General features: G+C 66.2%; 16 protein-coding genes. 5 read left to right on the top strand and 11 right to left on the bottom strand.

Going from position 1 to position 16,737, the window contains the following annotated elements:
• Positions 1-8 precede the first annotated feature (8 nt).
• The 3 genes from ACETII_RS04580 to ACETII_RS04570 form a co-directional block, all read right to left on the bottom strand.
• Positions 9-545: a DUF3280 domain-containing protein gene (locus ACETII_RS04580; protein ID WP_472787290.1), complete on the bottom strand. Its 537-nt coding sequence runs from the start codon at positions 543-545 to the stop codon at positions 9-11.
• On the bottom strand, positions 542-1,303 hold the full coding sequence (locus ACETII_RS04575; RefSeq protein WP_472787289.1) for a M48 family metallopeptidase: 762 nt from the start codon (positions 1,301-1,303) through the stop codon (positions 542-544). Before ACETII_RS04575 ends, ACETII_RS04580 begins: the two co-directional genes overlap by 4 nt.
• Before the next feature lie 97 nt (positions 1,304-1,400).
• Positions 1,401-2,048 (bottom strand): SCO family protein, encoded by a 648-nt coding sequence (locus tag ACETII_RS04570; protein ID WP_363349729.1) that lies wholly within the window; start codon positions 2,046-2,048, stop codon positions 1,401-1,403.
• Between the two features lie 485 nt (positions 2,049-2,533).
• Between ACETII_RS04570 and ACETII_RS04565 the strand changes: the two genes are divergently transcribed.
• The 3 genes from ACETII_RS04565 to ACETII_RS04555 all read left to right on the top strand — a co-directional run bounded on the left by ACETII_RS04565 (position 2,534) and on the right by ACETII_RS04555 (position 5,913).
• Positions 2,534-4,072 (top strand): helicase HerA-like domain-containing protein, encoded by a 1,539-nt coding sequence (locus tag ACETII_RS04565; RefSeq protein WP_472787288.1) that lies wholly within the window; start codon positions 2,534-2,536, stop codon positions 4,070-4,072.
• Between the two features lie 208 nt (positions 4,073-4,280).
• Complete coding sequence (gene rpoH, locus ACETII_RS04560) at positions 4,281-5,165, top strand: RNA polymerase sigma factor RpoH (protein ID WP_472787287.1); 885 nt, start codon at positions 4,281-4,283, stop codon at positions 5,163-5,165.
• Positions 5,166-5,223: 58 nt separating this feature from the next.
• On the top strand, positions 5,224-5,913 hold the full coding sequence (locus ACETII_RS04555) for an SDR family oxidoreductase (RefSeq protein ID WP_472787286.1): 690 nt from the start codon (positions 5,224-5,226) through the stop codon (positions 5,911-5,913).
• Between the two features lie 114 nt (positions 5,914-6,027).
• On the opposite strand, the gene ACETII_RS04550 is transcribed toward ACETII_RS04555, so the two are convergent.
• From ACETII_RS04550 to ACETII_RS04535, 4 genes are read right to left on the bottom strand one after another with little or no spacing between them, the layout of a single operon-like run.
• On the bottom strand, positions 6,028-6,780 hold the full coding sequence (locus tag ACETII_RS04550) for an ATP-binding cassette domain-containing protein (RefSeq protein ID WP_472787285.1): 753 nt from the start codon (positions 6,778-6,780) through the stop codon (positions 6,028-6,030).
• Entirely contained in the window at positions 6,722-7,477 is a 756-nt protein-coding gene (locus tag ACETII_RS04545) for an ABC transporter permease (protein ID WP_472787284.1), read from the bottom strand. The genes ACETII_RS04550 and ACETII_RS04545 overlap by 59 nt, the downstream gene beginning before the upstream one ends.
• Positions 7,474-8,436 (bottom strand): ABC transporter substrate-binding protein, encoded by a 963-nt coding sequence (locus ACETII_RS04540; RefSeq protein ID WP_472787283.1) that lies wholly within the window; start codon positions 8,434-8,436, stop codon positions 7,474-7,476. Before ACETII_RS04540 ends, ACETII_RS04545 begins: the two co-directional genes overlap by 4 nt.
• Positions 8,437-8,464: 28 nt before the next feature.
• Positions 8,465-9,712, bottom strand: coding sequence for a glycosyltransferase family 4 protein (locus ACETII_RS04535; RefSeq protein ID WP_472787282.1), 1,248 nt, complete (start codon positions 9,710-9,712; stop codon positions 8,465-8,467).
• A gap of 113 nt (positions 9,713-9,825) precedes the next feature.
• Between ACETII_RS04535 and parE the strand changes: the two genes are divergently transcribed.
• Positions 9,826-11,841: a DNA topoisomerase IV subunit B gene (gene parE, locus ACETII_RS04530; RefSeq protein WP_472787281.1), complete on the top strand. Its 2,016-nt coding sequence runs from the start codon at positions 9,826-9,828 to the stop codon at positions 11,839-11,841.
• 73 nt (positions 11,842-11,914) lie between these two features.
• On the top strand, positions 11,915-12,979 hold the full coding sequence (locus ACETII_RS04525; RefSeq protein WP_363349719.1) for a sensor histidine kinase: 1,065 nt from the start codon (positions 11,915-11,917) through the stop codon (positions 12,977-12,979).
• A 2-nt stretch (positions 12,980-12,981) separates the two neighbouring features.
• On the opposite strand, the gene ACETII_RS04520 is transcribed toward ACETII_RS04525, so the two are convergent.
• The 4 genes from ACETII_RS04520 to argJ all read right to left on the bottom strand — a co-directional run bounded on the left by ACETII_RS04520 (position 12,982) and on the right by argJ (position 16,716).
• Entirely contained in the window at positions 12,982-14,349 is a 1,368-nt protein-coding gene (locus tag ACETII_RS04520; protein ID WP_472787280.1) for a DUF2252 domain-containing protein, read from the bottom strand.
• Between the two features lie 47 nt (positions 14,350-14,396).
• Positions 14,397-14,798 carry a (deoxy)nucleoside triphosphate pyrophosphohydrolase gene (locus ACETII_RS04515; RefSeq protein WP_363349717.1) on the bottom strand — a complete coding sequence of 134 codons (402 nt, stop codon included), beginning with the start codon at positions 14,796-14,798 and terminating at the stop codon, positions 14,397-14,399.
• Positions 14,799-14,806: 8 nt separating this feature from the next.
• Positions 14,807-15,325 (bottom strand): carboxypeptidase regulatory-like domain-containing protein, encoded by a 519-nt coding sequence (locus ACETII_RS04510; protein WP_472787279.1) that lies wholly within the window; start codon positions 15,323-15,325, stop codon positions 14,807-14,809.
• Positions 15,326-15,468: 143 nt separating this feature from the next.
• Positions 15,469-16,716 carry a bifunctional glutamate N-acetyltransferase/amino-acid acetyltransferase ArgJ gene (gene argJ / locus ACETII_RS04505; RefSeq protein ID WP_472787278.1) on the bottom strand — a complete coding sequence of 416 codons (1,248 nt, stop codon included), beginning with the start codon at positions 16,714-16,716 and terminating at the stop codon, positions 15,469-15,471.
• Positions 16,717-16,737: the final 21 nt, after the last annotated feature.

Below are 16,737 nucleotides of genomic sequence, written 5' to 3'. Positions count from 1 at the left end.
CAGACACCCTATGTGGCGGGATCGCGCGCGATCCGCTCGGTGAAAAATTGCGCGGCGCGGGCCCAGGACGTGTCGTTGTCGCCGCGGAAGTCGAAGCCCTGATGGAAAATGAGCTCCCCAGATGACGCGCGCGTGATCGAGACGCCCATGCTCAGAATCAGCGTGCTGACCTTGTTGACCAGCCCGGTCATGACGAGATCCGCGCCGGCCTTTCTGGCGAGCGCGACCTCGCAGCCGTTGCAGGTGCGAATGTAGGTCTGTTGCAAAATGCGGTCGAGATCCGCCTGAACGGGCGCGCGGTCGACGGCGTCATAAGTTCCGAGCCCGGCGAGGCCGTCGGCGATGGCGTCGCGCGCCGCAGCCAGGCGGCGTGCGTGATCGGCGCGCTGGTCGGCGGGCTCGTTGGAGGTGTCGACAATCTCGAAGTCGAGAACGAGAAGTCGCTTGCCGGTCTTCGGCCGCGCGACGGTCTCAGCGGCCGCCGCTTCGATGAGGAAAGGAAACAGCGCCGTGGCGGCGATAAGGCGACGCCGATCGAGGCTCATCCCTTGGCTCCGTATTTGTGCAGATGAGACCCATGCGTCGAGAGCCAGGTTTCGGCCCGGTCGGTGTCGGGGCAGAGGCGCCGCGCCAGCGCCCAGAAGCGCGGCGAATGGTCGAGGTGCATGAGATGCGCCACTTCATGCGCCGCCAGATAATCCAGAACATAGGGCGGCGCCATGATCAGTCGCCAGGAGAAATTGAGTGATCCGGTAGACGAGCAGGAGCCCCAACGGCTCACTGGATCGCGCAGCCCCACGCCGCGCGGCGGCAGGCCCAGAGTCGACGTATGACGCGCGACGGCGCTCTCGAGATCGCGGCGCGCTTCGCGCTTGAGGTGATCCTGTACGCGGCGGTGCACGTGCTCCGCCTGTCCGGCGACGCAAAGCGCGACGCGCGTCGCCACGTCGTCGCGCTGCTCCGTCCACACGGTGCCGCGGCGCTGCGGCACATGCAGGAGCGCATGATCCACGCCGCGCAGCGGCACGATCGACCCATGCGCGAACGGAGTGGTCGCCGGCAGACGATTGAGCCGCGTGGCGATCCAGGCGGCGTGACGTTCGGCAAAGGCCCGCGCGTCGCGAAGCGAAGCGCGGCTCGGCATGGTGAGAACGGCGTCGCGCGCCGCGAAGCGCACGCGCAAGGTGAATCGTCGCGCCGTCGTCGCGCGGCGCAGCGCGACGACAATCGTCTCGCCGGCGTGCTCGAGAGTGATGAGAGACGAACCGTCTCGGGAAGGTCCGTCACGCAGAAGTCGAAGCATCCCGACATGCTAACGAAAGCCGCCGCGAGTCGCGAGTTCGAAAAACGCAACAGACATAAATTTTTTCGTCTGGCCAGGTCGACGGGCTGCGTCAGCGTCACAGATAACGCTGCAGGTCCTTGGCGGCTTCTTCCGGCTTGCGGTTGACGTTGAAGGCGGTCACGAAGCGGCCGTTCTTGTCCATGAGATAGACGACCGTCGTGTGATCGACGGCGTAGTCCTCTTCCTTGCCCGGCGCGCGCTTCGCGTAAATGCGGTATTCACGCAGCATGGGTTCGAGCTGCGGCCGCGGCCCGGTGACGCCAATGATGCGCGAATCGAAATTGGCGAGATATTCCTTGAGGACTTCGGGCGTGTCGCGCTCCGGATCGACCGTCACGAACAATCCGCCGATCTTCGCCTCGGGACCGAGCGCGCGCATGATCTCGGACATTTCGAACAGCGTCGTGTGACAGACGTCGGGACAGTGCGTATAGCCGAAGAAGACGAGATAGGGCTTGCCCAGCAGATCTTTCTCGCTCACCTGCTCGCCCGCTTGCGACGTGAGCTGGAACGGCCCGCCGATCGCCGAGGCCGGCGGCGCGGGAGTCGTGTTGCTGGTGACGGCGACGAAGACGCCGAAAACCAGCGCGAAAAAAGCGCCTGCGCCGATGAGCAGGGTCTTCGAAACGGCTGGGCCGTTTGCAGCGTTTTTGTCGCCGCGCTTGCCGGCTTTGCCGTTGCCTTTAACCGAGCCCTTGGCCATGTCCCCGTTTCCTGTTTCCCTGAAGGCCGCCCGTTTTCGGGGGCTTTTTTTGAATTTGGCGTCTCGTCGTCGAGGACGCGTTCGCTGTCGCTAAAGTCGCCGCTTCGCCGTCAAGCGCGTCCCGGCCCGCCCGAAAGCGGCGGATGAGCCGCGCCGCGCGCCGCGAGCGGCGCAGGGAGCTTGCCGACGGACCGCCTCGGGCGTCTTGCCCCCGGGGGCGTGATCTCGTTTGTTCTCCAGATCGACCGCGGCGGCAAGCTCGAGCGTCCTGGACTCCCCCGTTTGTCCGGTGGTCGCGTGCGTACAAACGCTTGCGGCCAGAAGTCCGACACTGACAAGACCAGACGCATGGCTCTTCCTCTCGGGCGCGGAATTTAGCCCGGCCGGCGGCGTTCGCCAAGCCATCGCTCCCCGCGGCCGGATGCGGCTTGAATGAGAATGATGTAGCCTCCCCGAGAGATGTGATTCCAGCCCAAAGCGCGACGATGACAGAGAGTGCAAAGCGACGTCCGAATGCCGAGCCGGGCAAGATTCTCGTCGGCGCGACGCATGGCGCCGAGCCGCGGGCCTACCGCTATCTCACGCTCGCGCTCGGCAATCGCCACGGCCTCATCGCGGGCGCGACAGGCGGCGGCAAGACGGTTTCGCTGCAACTGCTCGCGGAAGGGTTCTCCAATGCGGGAACGTCGGTCTTCCTCGCCGATGTCAAGGGCGATCTTGCCGGACTTTCACAGCCGGGAGACGGCAAGCCGCCCTTCGTGAAACGCGCCGAGGAAATTGGCCTCGCCTATCAGCCCGACCGTTTCCCGGTCGTCTTCTGGGACGTTTTCGGCGAACAGGGCCATATGGTGCGCGCGACCGTCTCCGAGATGGGACCGCTGCTGTTGTCGCGCCTTCTGGGTCTCAACGAGACGCAGGAAGGCGTTCTGAATATCGTTTTCAAAGTCATGGACGAGCAGGGACTTCTGCTCATCGACCTCAAGGATCTGCGCGCGGCGCTCAACCATATCGCCGAGAACGCTGGCGCCTTCAAGCTCAAATACGGCAATATATCGCCCGCGAGCGTCGGCGCCATTCAGCGCCAGCTTCTCGTGCTGGAGACGCAGGGCGGCGACAGGTTCTTCGGCGAGCCGGCGCTGGACATCAACGATTTTTTCGCAAGCGATCGCGACGGGCGCGGCGTCGTGAATATTCTCGCCGCCGAGCGCTTGATGCGCGCGCCGCAGCTTTACGCAACCTTTCTTTTGTGGATGCTCTCCGAGCTCTTCGAGACGCTCCCCGAGGTCGGCGACCTCGACAAGCCGAAACTCGTCTTCTTTTTCGACGAGGCGCATCTTCTCTTCGAGGACACGCCGAAAGCGCTGCTCTCCGCCATCGAGCAACTGGTGCGGCTCATTCGCTCGAAAGGCGTCGGCGTCTATTTCGTGACCCAGAATCCGCTCGACGTCCCGGACACGGTGCTCGGCCAGCTCGGCAATCGCATTCAGCACGCGCTGCGCGCCTTTACGCCGCGGGACCAGAAGGCGGTGCGCGCGGCCGCCGAGACCTTCCGCAAGAACCCCGCTTTCGACACCGCCGACGCGATCATGCATCTTGGCGTCGGCGAGGCGCTCGTCTCCATGCTCGGCGACAAGGGCGCGCCGGAGATTGTCGACCGCGTGCTGATCGCGCCGCCCGCCGCCCGCGTCGGGCCGGTGAGCGAGGCGGAGCGCGCGGCGGTCATGCGGTCGAGCAGAGTCGCCGGCAAATACGATGCGCCGGTCGACCGCGACTCAGCCTATGAGACGCTCGAGGGGCGCGCGGCGGGCAAAGAGGCCGGAGGCGGCTTGTTCGGAACCATTTTCGGCGGCGTTCTCGGGACGCTTTTCGGCTCGAAAAAGGGCAAGCGGCTCTCTCCTGCCGAAATCGCCATGCGCTCGGCCGTGCAGAGCGCCGCCCGCTCGGCGGGGACGCAGATCGCCAGGCAGGGCGGGCTGATCGCCAAGGAAATTTTGCGCAACATGCTCGGCGGGATGGCCAAATAAAGCCCGGGCGTCACCGGGGCGCATACATCTCCCGCCGGTTGGCCGGCCAAATATTACGGAATCTTAATCCCGACTTTAGCGACTTGTCACCCGCGACCGATTTTCCCGGCCGCCATTTCCGGCCTATACTAATCTCGTTTCGATCGGCGCTCGTGCGATCGACCATTGCGGGCTCGCCGTCGCCCGGGGGCCCGTCAGGAGGGGAGATATGGCGAATTCCTTGCCCATCGTCGCGGAAGGCGGCCTCGCCCGCTACCTCGCCGAGATCCGTCGTTTCCCGATGCTGGAGCCCCAGCAGGAATATATGCTCGCCAAGCGCTGGCGCGAGCACGAAGACCCCAAAGCCGCCCAGGAGCTGATCACCTCGCATCTGCGCCTCGTCGCCAAGATCGCCATGGGCTATCGCGGCTACGGCCTGCCGATCGGAGAGATCGTTTCGGAAGGCAACGTCGGCCTGATGCAGGCCGTCAAGCGCTTCGAGCCCGACCGCGGCTTTCGCCTCGCCACTTATGCGATGTGGTGGATCCGCGCCTCCATTCAAGAATACATCCTGCGCTCCTGGTCGCTCGTGAAGATGGGCACCACGGCGAGCCAGAAGAAGCTGTTCTTCAATCTGCGCAAGGCGAAGAGCCGCATTTCGGCCTTCGAGGAGGGCGACCTCAAGCCCGAGCATGTCGAGACGATTGCGACGCGGCTCGGCGTCTCGCGGCAGGACGTCATCGAGATGAACCGCCGCATGGGCGGCGACGCCTCGCTGAACGCGCCGCTGCGCGAGGAGGGCGAAGGCGAGTGGCAGGACTGGCTCGTCGACGACAGCGACAGTCAGGAGCACGTGCTCGCCGCGCAGGAAGAGAGCAACAACCGGATGAAGGCGCTGCGCGGCGCCCTCGACGTCCTCAATCCGCGCGAGCGCCGCATCTTCGAGGCGCGCCGCCTCGCCGACGAACCGGTGACGCTGGAGCAGCTTTCCGAGGAGTTTGGCGTCTCCCGCGAGCGGGTGCGGCAGATCGAGGTCCGCGCCTTTGAAAAGGTGCAGGCGGCGGTGAAGAGCGGCGTCGCCCGCCTGGAAGAGGCGCAGCACGCGGCGATGTAACGCCGATCTGGACGCCGCGCCCCGCGCTATATGACCTCCCGGCGGAGGAGGTCGAGAGATGGCGCATTGGCTGATCGCCGGCGCGAGCCGGGGCATTGGACTGGAGCTGGCGCGGCGGCTCGCCAAGCAGGGCGAACGCGTCACCGCCAGCGTGCGGAGCGAAAGGGGACGCGCGACGCTCGCGACGGCTCTGGCGCCCCTTGGGGACCGCGGACGGCTTCTCAGCTTCGACACGCGCGACGAGTCGCAGATATCGGCGGCGGCGGCGCAGGTTACGGAGCCGGTCGACGTGCTGGTCGCCAACGCCGGCGCCTATGGACCGAAGCGGCAGACGGCGCTCGACATGGACTTTGCGGGCGCGCTCGACCTTTTTTCGGTCAATTCGCTCGGACCGCTTCGCGTCGCTCAGGCTTTCTTGCCTCAGCTCCGGTTGGGTGAACGTCCGCGCATCGTAATGATGTCGAGCGTGCTCGGCTCCATGGCCCTCGCTGGAACCGTCAACGCGGCCTATCGCGCCTCCAAAGCGGCGCTCAACAAATTCGCCCAATGTCTCGCCGACGAGTTGAGGCCGTCTGGCGTCGCCGTCGTTTCGCTGCACCCGGGCTGGGTGCGCACCGACATGGGCGGGCCGGGGGCGACGCTCAGCGTCGAGGAAAGCGCTGAAGGAATTATCAAGGTGGTCGAGGGCCTGACGCTTTCGGATACGCGCCGCTATGTTGACTATCGCGGCGTCGATATCGACTGGTAGGCGTTACCAAATCTTTCCCTCCGACGCTCATTCTGTCGCCGCGCCGCCGAGACGCGCCGCAAGTCTCGCCAGCGTCCTCGGAAAGCTCACGGGCGTCGAAAGCCTGCATCATCATCATTTCTGAGCGGAGCGCCGCGCTGAAGCCAGGGTCTCCAGCGCCTGCGCCTGCAGCGCCTCGGCGTCGACTCTCGTCAATTTGCGTGGCGCCGGCACGTCGAGCGTCGCCAGGACATGGGCCGGCCGCGACGACAACAGGAAGATTTTGTCCGCAAGCGCGATGGCTTCGGCAAGATCATGCGTCACGACCAGGGTGGTGATGCGTTTCTCGTCGATGAGCGCCGCGATCCTGTCGCGCAGTTCACGCGCCAGCGCCGCGTCGAGAGAGACCAGCGGCTCGTCGAGCAGCAGCAGATCGGGTTTGACGGCGAGGGCGCGGGCGAGCGCAGCGCGGCGGGCGAGGCCCAGCGACAATTCGCCGGGGAAGTGCGTGGCGTGCTCGCTGAGCCCGAGCTCGTCGAGTAGCGCGGCGACCTCCTGCGACGTCGCCTCCGGCGCCGCAATGGCGACATTATCCTGAATGCTCCGCCAGGGCAGCAGCCGCGGCTCCTGGAACGCCATGCCGAGGCGTCCATGCGCCGGCAGCGTTATGCGGCCGGTAAAATCCCGGTCGAGGCCGGCGATGAGGCGCAGCAAGGTCGTTTTGCCGCAGCCGGAGGGGCCGACGACCGCGCCGGCTGCGCCCCTGGGCAGGACGAGCCGGAAATTCTCCAGCGCGCGCAGCGGCGGGCCGCCGGCGCGATGATGATCCTTAGCGGTTATGGCGACGTCGAGCGCCGCCGCGCCGCCAGCGGGCGAGATATTGTTCAAGGGGCTGCACCAGGAGCGTTTCGACGCCGAGCATCAGCGCGACGAAGGGAAGAGCGTAGGCGAGCAGCAGCTTCATGTCGAAGAGCTGGAACGCCATGTTGATTTCGAAGCCGACGCCGTTCGAGCGGCCGAGCAGCTCCACGACGAGCACGATTTTCCACACGAGCGACAGGCCCGAGCGCGTCGCCGCCGCGACATAGGGCGCAAGCTGCGGCAGCACGAGATGCCGGAGGCGCGCCGCGCGGGAAAAGCGGAAGGCCTGCGCCATCTCCTCGAGTTGCGGATCGAGGGCGCGGGCGCCCTCGCGAATGACGACGACGGCGTTCGGCAGCTTGTTGAGCGCCACGGCTCCGATCGCCGCGGCTTCCGTCAGCCCCGCCCAGACATAGGCGAGCACAATGACGACGAGCGCCGGCAGATTGAGAAGCGCCACGAGCCAGGGATCGAGCAGGCGGTCGGCGATCTTGTTGCGGCCCATCAGATAGCCGATCGCCGCGCCCAGGCTCATGGCGAGCGTGAAGGAGGCGACGACGCGGGCGAGCGTGACGGCGAGATTTGCGAACAAGGCGCCGGAGCGGGCTTCCTCCATCATCGTGTCCAGGACGAGGAAGGGACCCGGGAGCCGGCGCGGATCGGAGAGCCACGCGCCGATCTGCCAGAGGCCAAGGAGCGCCGCGAGCGAGGCGAGGCGGATCAACGCCCGTCGCCGCCCTTGTAGAAGGTTCCCGGATCGAGCGTCTTGCCGGGGCCGACCAGCTTCTCGCCGCCGATGTCGGCGAGCACGCGGTAGAGCAGGGCGGCGTCGGCCTCCTCCGCGGCGACGCTGCGCCTCGGGATCGCCGCGACATAGCGCTTGCGATAGAGCGCGAGGGTCGTGGGGTCCTTCGTCCCGATGCGCTGCGCAGCCGCCGCCCAGGCGGTGTCGTCGCTTGCGATCAGCGCCTTGGCCTTCGCCGTCATGGCGAAGAAACGCGCCAGAGTGTCCTTGTTTTTCGCGGCGAAGGCGTCGCCGAAAACATAGCCGGTGACGACCACGTCGCCTTTGGCGCCGAGCGCCTTTTCGACATCGGCGATTTCGATCGCGCGCGCGAAGCCCCTGGCCTCGAGATCGACGGCGAAGTTCCAGAATTCGAGCGCCGCGTCGATTTCCCCCTGGCTTGCTTTTTCGGCGATGAGCGGCGGGGCGCCATAAAGGATCGTCGCGCCTTTTTCGAGATCGACGCCTTGCTTCAAAGCAAAGGCTTTCAGCATCAGCCAGCTCTTGTCGAGCGGCCCGCCGGCGACGCCGAGCTTCTTGCCGAGAAGATCCTTGACCCCGCGGATGGCGGGGTCTTTGGTCATGACCGCGCCGACGCCCGTCGAATAGGGATAAAGGGTCAGCCGCGCGCCCTGCGCCCGCTCGCGCGCCACCCACAGCCAGTCCGAGACGATGATGTCGGCGGAGCCGCCCTGGAGGGCGATCTTTCCGGCCTCCGGCGCGCCGAGCTCCGTCACCTCGAGGTCGAGCCCGGCCTCCTTGTCCAGCCCGAAGGCGCGCACGACCGCGAGCTCCCAGCCGGTCGTGCCAGTCTTTTGCAGGGCGAGCCGCAGCTTCTCGGCCTGCGCCGGCGCAGCGGCGAGCAAAGCGGCGACACCCGCGAGGACGATGCGATTCATAGCTGTTCCCTGTGATTTACAGGGGTCTTTAGCGCAGCTTCGCCCTCGCGTCGATTGGCGCCAGCATCTTCTCATAAACCGCCAGCGTCTCCGCGACATGGCGCGCCCGGGTCGGCGGGGCGGCCCAATAGGAGCCATAGGCGCGTTTCGACATCTCGGCGATCGTCGCGTCATTGACGAGCGCGCGGATCGCCGAGGCGAGCGAGTCGACGTCGCCGCTTCTGAACCAGAGGCCGGTGACGCCATGCTCCACCGCCTCGCGCGCGGCGCAGCCGTCCGCGACGATGGCCGGCGTTCCCAGGGCCTTGGCCTCGAAGGCCGTGAGGCCGAAGGTCTCGTGCCACAGCGAGGGGAAGACGAGCGCCCGCGCCGCGCGCATCGCCGCGCGAACCTCGGCCGGCGCGCGCCAGCCGAGAAGCCGCGCCTGCGGAAAGCGCGCGCCGAGCTCAGCGGCGAGCGGCCCGTCGCCAATGAAAACCGGCGTCACGCCCGCGCGCCGCGCCGCTTCGGCGAAGAGAAAGACGCCTTTCTCGGGAGACAGCCGGCCCACGAAGAGGAAGTCGCCCTCCGTCGGATTGCTTTTGTGGCCGAGCGGCTCGGCCTCCACAGGGTTGGTGACTCGGTGGACGCGGGCGTCCGCAGGCAGGCAGCCCTTCGAGACTTTTTCCTGCAGATCCGACAGCAGCACATAGTCGGAAAAGGTCTCGGCGAGGCGCGTGACACGCCGGCCGACAAGAAGCCGCGCATTGCGCCACAACTTGTGTGCGTAACTGCGGGAATCGCAATTGGTCGCCCAGCAGGCGGCGGACAGCGGGATAAGCGGGCAGGCGGCCTCCCGCCTGAAATTGTAAAAAGCGCCGTTGGGGCAATCGAGGAAGAAATCGTGCATCGTCAGGACGGCCGGAACGCCGGATGCCCGGATCGGCCCGGCGATCGACGGGGAAAGCGCTTTCGCCCAGCCATGCACATGGACGATCGTGTTTGCGCGCGGCAGCCTCGCCAGAGTCTCGCCGAGCGCCCGCGCCGCCACGCCGTTCCACATCCCTTGCCGCGCCGCGTCGAGACGCGAGGGATTATCGAGTAGGTCGCTCTGGCCGAGGCAAACGGCCTCGATTCCCGCCTCCGCGAGCCGGCGGTCGACGGGCCCGCAGGCGGCGAAAAAGACCACCCGCGCTCCCGCTTGCGCAAGTCCGAGGGCGCTTTCGAGCGCAACCTTGTTCTGTCCGCCGTTGACATAGGCGTTATCGGCGCAGATCAGGACGTTAAGCTGGGTCATGCGGTAAAGATTAAGTCTGGGGCGCTTGCAGGCGGGTTAAGGTTTGCTCTCCGTAAAAGCGGGACCCGGAGCAGCCGCTGATTTCCGCGCTCGAATCGCGCTAATATGGCGCCATGGCCACCAAACCTGATCTTTTCGGCGGCGCGCCCCGCAAGGCGCCCGCGACCAAGCCCGCAGCAAAGCCCGCGACGTCCGAATATTCCGCCGCCTCCATCGAGGTTCTGGAGGGGCTCGAGCCGGTGCGCCGCCGTCCCGGCATGTATATCGGCGGCACCGACGAGACGGCGATGCACCACCTCTTCGCCGAGGTGCTCGACAACGCCATGGACGAGGCCGTCGCCGGCCACGCGAGCTTCATCGAGGTGACGCTCGAGCCGGGCGGCTGGCTCACCGTAACGGACAACGGCCGCGGCATTCCGGTCGGGCCGCACCCCAAGATGAAGGACAAATCGGCGCTGGAAGTCGTGATGACGGTGCTTCACGCCGGCGGCAAATTCGATTCGGGCGCCTATCAGACCTCCGGCGGCCTGCATGGCGTCGGCGTTTCCGTGGTCAACGCCCTTTCCGAAAAGCTCGAGGTCGAGGTGGCGATCGCCGGCCAGCTTTACCGCCAGGAGTTTTCGCGGGGCCACGCGCTCGGCAAGCTGAAGGAGATGGGCAAGGTTTCGAACCGCCGCGGCACGCGCGTGCGCTTCAAGCCCGATGCGCAGATTTTCGGCGAGAGCGCCCATTGGCGGCCCGCGCGGCTTTTCCGTATGTCGCGCTCCAAGGCCTATCTGTTCGGCGGCGTCGAAATCCGCTGGCGCTGCGACCCCTCGCTCATCGAGCCCGGCGCCGATACGCCCGCCGAGGCGGTGCTGCGTTTCCCGGGCGGCCTCAAAGATTACCTGGCCCGTGAAATCCACGGCAAGGAGCTCGTCACGGACCAGCCCTTCGTCGGCAAAGTGACTCGCGAGGGCGGCCATGGCTCGCTCGAATGGGCGGTGTCCTGGTTCGCCGAGGATGACGGCTTCGTCCATTCCTACTGCAACACGATCCCCACGCCCGACGGCGGCACGCACGAAGCGGGTTTCCGCAACGCCCTGCTGAAGGCGCTGAAAGATCACGCCGAGCGCATCAACCAGGCGAAGCGCGCCAAGGACGTCGCCGGCGACGATCTCATGGGTCAGGCCGCGGCGATGATCTCCGTCTTCATTCGCGAGCCGGAATTTCAGGGCCAGAACAAGAGCCGGCTGATGACGGTCGAAGCCTCGCGCATCGTCGAGAGCGCCGTGCGCGACGCCTTCGACCATTGGCTCGCCGCCGCGCCGACCCAGGCCAACAAGCTGCTCGATTTTGCGGTGACGCGTGCGGAAGAGCGCCTGCGCCGCCGCGCCGAAAAGGACATCGCCCGCAAGACGGCGACGCGCAAGTTGCGGCTGCCCGGCAAGCTCGTCGATTGCACCAACAACTCCGCCCAAGGGTCCGAGCTTTTCATCGTCGAGGGCGACTCGGCGGGCGGCTCCGCGAAGGAGGCGCGCAATCGCGTCATGCAGGCGGTGCTGCCGCTGCGCGGAAAGATCTTGAACGTCGCCTCGGCGACGAAGGACAAGCTCCTCGCCAATCAGCAGCTTGCGGATCTCACCCAGGCTCTCGGCTGCGGGCTCGGCGCCCATTACCGGGACGAGGACCTGCGCTACGAGAAAGTCATCGTGATGACCGACGCCGACGTCGACGGCGCGCATATCGCCTCGCTGCTCATCACTTTCTTTTATCGTCAGATGCCGCGGCTGATCGAGAACGGCCATCTCTATCTCGCCCAGCCGCCGCTCTACAAACTGACTCAGGGCCCAAAAACCGTCTACGCCCGCGACGACGACCATCGCGACGAACTCATTCGCACAGTGTTGACCGGCAAGGGAAAGGTCGAGACCAACCGCTTCAAGGGCCTTGGCGAAATGAGCGCCGCGCAGCTCAAGGAGACGACCATGGACCCGACAAAGCGCACGCTGCTCAAAGTGGTGCTGCTCGGGGAAGAACGCGAAGAAGTCGCCGATTGCGTCGAGCGGCTCATGGGCAATAAACCCGAAGCGCGCTTCGCCTTCATTCAGGAGAAGGCGGCTTTCGCCACCGAGCTCCTGGATGTCTGATCGCAAAGGGCGCTTTGCCTTCGCAGCCTCTCGCGGTCTAGTATGTGTCGGTCCATGACTGGAGAGCAGAAGTTTGACTGAAACGAGCTCACTCCAGAAGCGCGCCGCGCCGGCGCCTGTCGCCGCAGCTTGCGAGGCTTGCCGCGATCCCGCCTATGCGCTGGAGCGCATGCAATTGGCGCTCGACGCCGGGCGCACCGGCGTCTGGGATTGGAATCTCGTCACCGGCGAAGTCCATATCGACGCGCGCGTGCGTCAGCTATGGGGCCTCGACGACGAAACGGAGCCAAACTTCGACGTTTTTCGCAATGCGCTCCATCCGCAGGACCGCCGCCGCACCAAGGAGGCTGTTGGCCTGGCGCTCGATCCCGGCCAGGACGGCGATTACGAAATCGAGTATCGCGTCATCGGCATGCAGGACAGGATCGAGCGCTGGGTGGCGATCCGCGGCCGTACCTTTTTCGAGGGTGGACGCGCCGTGCGCATCCTCGGCACCGCGCGCGACATCACCGAGCGCAAGATGCGCGAACATCACGTGCGCGTGCTGCTGCGCGAACTGGTGCATCGCTCGAAAAATCTTCTTGCCGTCGTGCAGGCCATGTCGCGGCAGACCGCTGCGGGCGCGCCCTCGGTCGAGGACTTCCAGCGCAAGTTCAGCGCGCGATTGCAGGCGCTCTCGATGGCGCATGATCTGCTCGTGTCGCAGGACTGGCGCGGCGCGTCGATGCACGATCTCGTGCGCGCGCAAATGGCCTATTGTCTCGACGTCGCCAAAGACAACGTCGCCGAACACGCCGAGATCGAGGGGCCTAAACTCATGTTGAAGCCGGAGGCCGCGCAGAACATCGGCCTCGCTCTGCACGAACTCGCAACCAACGCGTTGAGCTATGGCGCGCTGTCGCGCCCCGAAGGCGGGATTTCCCTCAAATGGGGCCTCGAGGACGGCAGGCTCGTCATCGAATGGCGCGAGAGCGGCGGGCCGGCGCTCGCCACGCCGCCGCGCGAGGGTTTCGGACACAAGGTCGTCAAGCGCCTCGTCGCGCAGGCGCTCGACGGCGAAGCGACCTTGAGCTTTCCGCCCGACGGGCTGGTCTGGACGCTCTCGATCCCCGCGAGTTTCGCGATGATCCGCGAATAGGCTCACGCGGCGCCGTAGGCCGTTCGGAAGACAGCGAGATCATTCTGCGTCTGCTGCGCATAAAGCATGGCGAAAGACGCCAGCGCGTCGTCGAAGGCTTCGCCTTTGCCCATGTAGCCGGCGAGCAGCGCCGGCCGGGACGACCGCGCATGGGCGCGCGCCAGCGTATAGCCGCAGAGCTCCACATAGCGCGGGAAGGCCTGATCCTTCAGTAATTCCGAGATCGAGCCGAGACGGCGCGTCTTGAGATGGCGCAGGTAGAAGCGCGCGTCGGCTTCCGGATCGTCGACGCTCGCGAGGAAGATGTCGCTTGCGGCCTGCATGACGCGCTGACCGGACGTCACGCGTTTGCCCTGGGAGCCCGGCCAGCGCGCGAAGCCGAAGCGCTCGAGCACGGAAGCCTTGGCCTCTTTCACCTGAAGCGCCAAGGGCTGCTCGTCCTCCGAGATGAACAGACCGATGGCGCAAAATGTCCCGACGCTGCCGACGCCGACAGCCTTGAAGGCGGTGTCGCAGAGGCGGTAGCGTTTGAGAAGCGTGGCGACCGGCTCCTGAAGGCCGCCGGCGATGAGACGCGCGAACAGCGCCTCGAGATCGATGCGCGCCTCGGGGTCGCTCATCTTGTCGAGATGGACAAGTTTGGGGGGCTTCTCGACGAAGCGCCAGCCGTCCTGCGTGCGCGCGATCTTCGGCAGGCCGTCGATCCTGTCCTGCGGACCCTTGCCCGCATAGATCGCGGCGCTCAGCCTGTCGTGCAGAACCCGGTCGCTCAGAAATCTCAGAAGTTCGCGCAGACGCACCCGCACGTTCCAGATTTCCATGGGGGACATGACGGCGAGCTCGAGCATGCGCTCCCGATAGGCCCTGACGCCGCGCCGCGCGAATTTTCGCGCCTCCCCTGCCGAATAGCCCATGTCCGTCGCGGCGACGGCGACGCTCGCCGCCAGACGACGGAGGTCGCAGACAATGTCGATCTGCGGCAGCGTCTCGTCGAAGTCATTGACGTCGAAGAGCACATTGCCCTCCGGCGACAGGAAGGCGCCGAAATTCATCAGATGGCAGTCGCCGCAGGCCTGCGCCGTGACGCCCGGCGCGCGTTGGTGGGCGAGGTCGAAGGCCATGACGTCGGCGGCGCCACGCAGGAAGGCGAAGGGCGACTCGGCCATCAGCTTGAGCCGCAGCTCGCGCAACGACGCCAGCCGGTCGCCGAGCGTCGTGTCGATAACGGCGAGCGGGTCACGGTCCGCTGGCGGGCAAAAATCGGCCAAGGCTTCGCGGGGCGTCGCCTCGCGCAGCCGCTTCCCGCGCTTATAGTCCTCCCGACGGCTGTGGGCGGAGGAGTCCGCTTGGGTTCGAGCGTTCTCGGTCATGGCGCGATGCTAGCCGCGGCGACATGACGAGTCGATGTCGCGCCCGCCTATCCGAGCAGATCAATCAGCGGCGAGACGAGCGGCGCGTCGGCCGGCGGCATGTCGTATTGGCGCAGATCGCGCGCGCGCACCCATTTCACCGCCTGCCCTTCCGTGGGCGCGACGAAGCCCTCCCATTTGCGGCAAACGTAGAGCGGCATCAGCAGGTGGAAGTCGTCATAGGCGTGGCTCGCGAAGGTGAGCGGCGCGAGGCAGGGGGCCTTCACGGCGATGCTCAACTCCTCCGCAAGTTCGCGGATCAGCGCCTCTTCCGGCCGCTCGCCGGGATCGAGCTTGCCGCCGGGAAATTCCCAGAGCCCCGCGAGCTGTTTGCCTTCGGGCCGCTGCGCGATCAGCACGCGATTGTCCGCGTCGACAAGCGCGCAGGCGACGACGAGAAGAAGTTTCATGAGCGCCCTTATTTGCCGGAGACGATGACCTCCACGGGCTTGGTCTCCGCGCCGGTGACGGTCACTTCCTCATATATCAGGCCGCCCTCCGACAGAAAGGCGCCGTCCGGCTTCCAGATCACCTGCGTCGAGAGGAAATAGTCGCCCGGCGGCACATTTTCGAAAACGAAGCGCCCCGTAGAGCCGGCCTTGGTCGCGCGCGTATGGGAGAGATAGCCGGGATCGGGGTCGTTCTTGGGGACGGATAGGGCCGGCGCGAACTTCGCGCCGTGGAAATAATAATCGAGCCGCGCCCGGGAATAGCGCGTCGCGGGAATGAGCCGTACCACCTCGCCGGAAGCAAAGCGGACATTCACATGGCCGGTCTTGTCGGGCAGGAAGGCCTGTCCGGTAATCGTCGTCTTTCCGGGCTTGTTGATGAAGGCCGCCTCGGCTGGGTCGAAACTGACTTGCGGCGCCGGCGCTGAATTGCAGGCGGCAAGGACAATAGGAAGAAAAGCAACGGAAAAGAGACGCGCGAAACACATGCGCAAAACGCTCCAGCGAGACTGTCGACACTATGGCACAGTCTCAGCTTGGCGCTCAACGGCGCGGCTGTTTCTTTCCGGCGTTCCCCACCCGTCGCGCTTCGCGCGCCACCCTCCCCGCAAGGGGGAGGGATGGGAGTCCGTCAGCTCCGATAGTCGCCGTTGATCGCGACATATTCCTTGGTCAAATCGCAGGTCCATACCGTCGCGGCGCCGGCGCCGAGGCCGATGTCGACATTCACGACGATTTCCTGCCGCTTCATGATTTGCGACACTTCCTGCTCATTGTAGGCGGGATCGCGCAGGCCCTTGTGAGCGACCCGCACGCCGCCGAACCAGATCGCGAGCTTGTCGCGTTCGGCGCGTTCGCCGGCCTTGCCGACCGCCATCACGACGCGGCCCCAATTGGCGTCCTCGCCGGCGATGGCGGTCTTGACGAGCGGCGAATTGGCGATCGCGAGCGCGATACGCTTGGCCGCTTTGGCGTTTTCGGCCCCCGTCACGGTCACCTCGACGAATTTGCGGGCGCCTTCGCCGTCCTTCACCACCTGATGCGCGAGATCGAGCAGCACTTCGTCGAGCGCGCGCTTGAAGTCGGCCAGGCGCTTGTCGTTCGCCTTGTCGATCTTGGGCGCGCCGCGTTTCTTGGCGGCGCCGGTGGCGAAGAGCAGCAGCGTATCCGAGGTCGATGTGTCGCTGTCGACAGTGATGGAATTGAACGAGCCCTGCACCGACTTCGATAGCATCGCCTGCAAGGCGTCCGCCGCGATGGGCGCGTCGGTGAAGACGAAAGAGAGCATTGTCGCCATGTCGGGCGCGATCATGCCGGCGCCCTTGGCCATGCCGCTGATCGTCACGTCGACGCCCGAGATGACCGCTTTGCGCGTCGCGAGCTTTGGAAAGGTGTCCGTCGTCATGATGGCGCGGGCGGCCTCGAGCCACGCGTCCGGCCGCGCCTCGTGGGCGAGCTTCTCCAGCACGCCGTCGAATTTCGTCGCGTCGAGCGGCTCGCCGATGACGCCGGTCGAGGCGATGAAAATCTGCCGTTCGCTCGCGCCCGTGGCGGCGGCGGCGATCTTGGCGGAGAGCTTCACGGCGTCGGCCCCGACCTTGCCGGTAAAGGCGTTGGCGTTGCCGGAATTGACGAGCAGCGCCTTCGCCTTGCCGCCTTTGAGCCGGGCGCGGCACCAGTCGACGGGCGCGGAGGGACATTTGGATTTGGTGAAGACGCCCGCAACCGTTGCGCCGGCGTCGAGAACCGCCAGCATGACGTCGGTGCGCCCGGCGTAGCGCACGCCTGCGGCGCCGGCGGCGAAGCGCACGCCCTCGAGCGGCGGAACCTCCGGGAGGGTTTGCGGCGCGAGCGGAGAAAGCGGGGCGGTGTGAGCCATGTCTTTAACCCTTGAATCACG

It is taken from the genome of Methylocystis sp. NC52PC (genome assembly GCF_055698645.1).
This window is presented reverse-complemented; position numbering and strand designations above follow the sequence as displayed.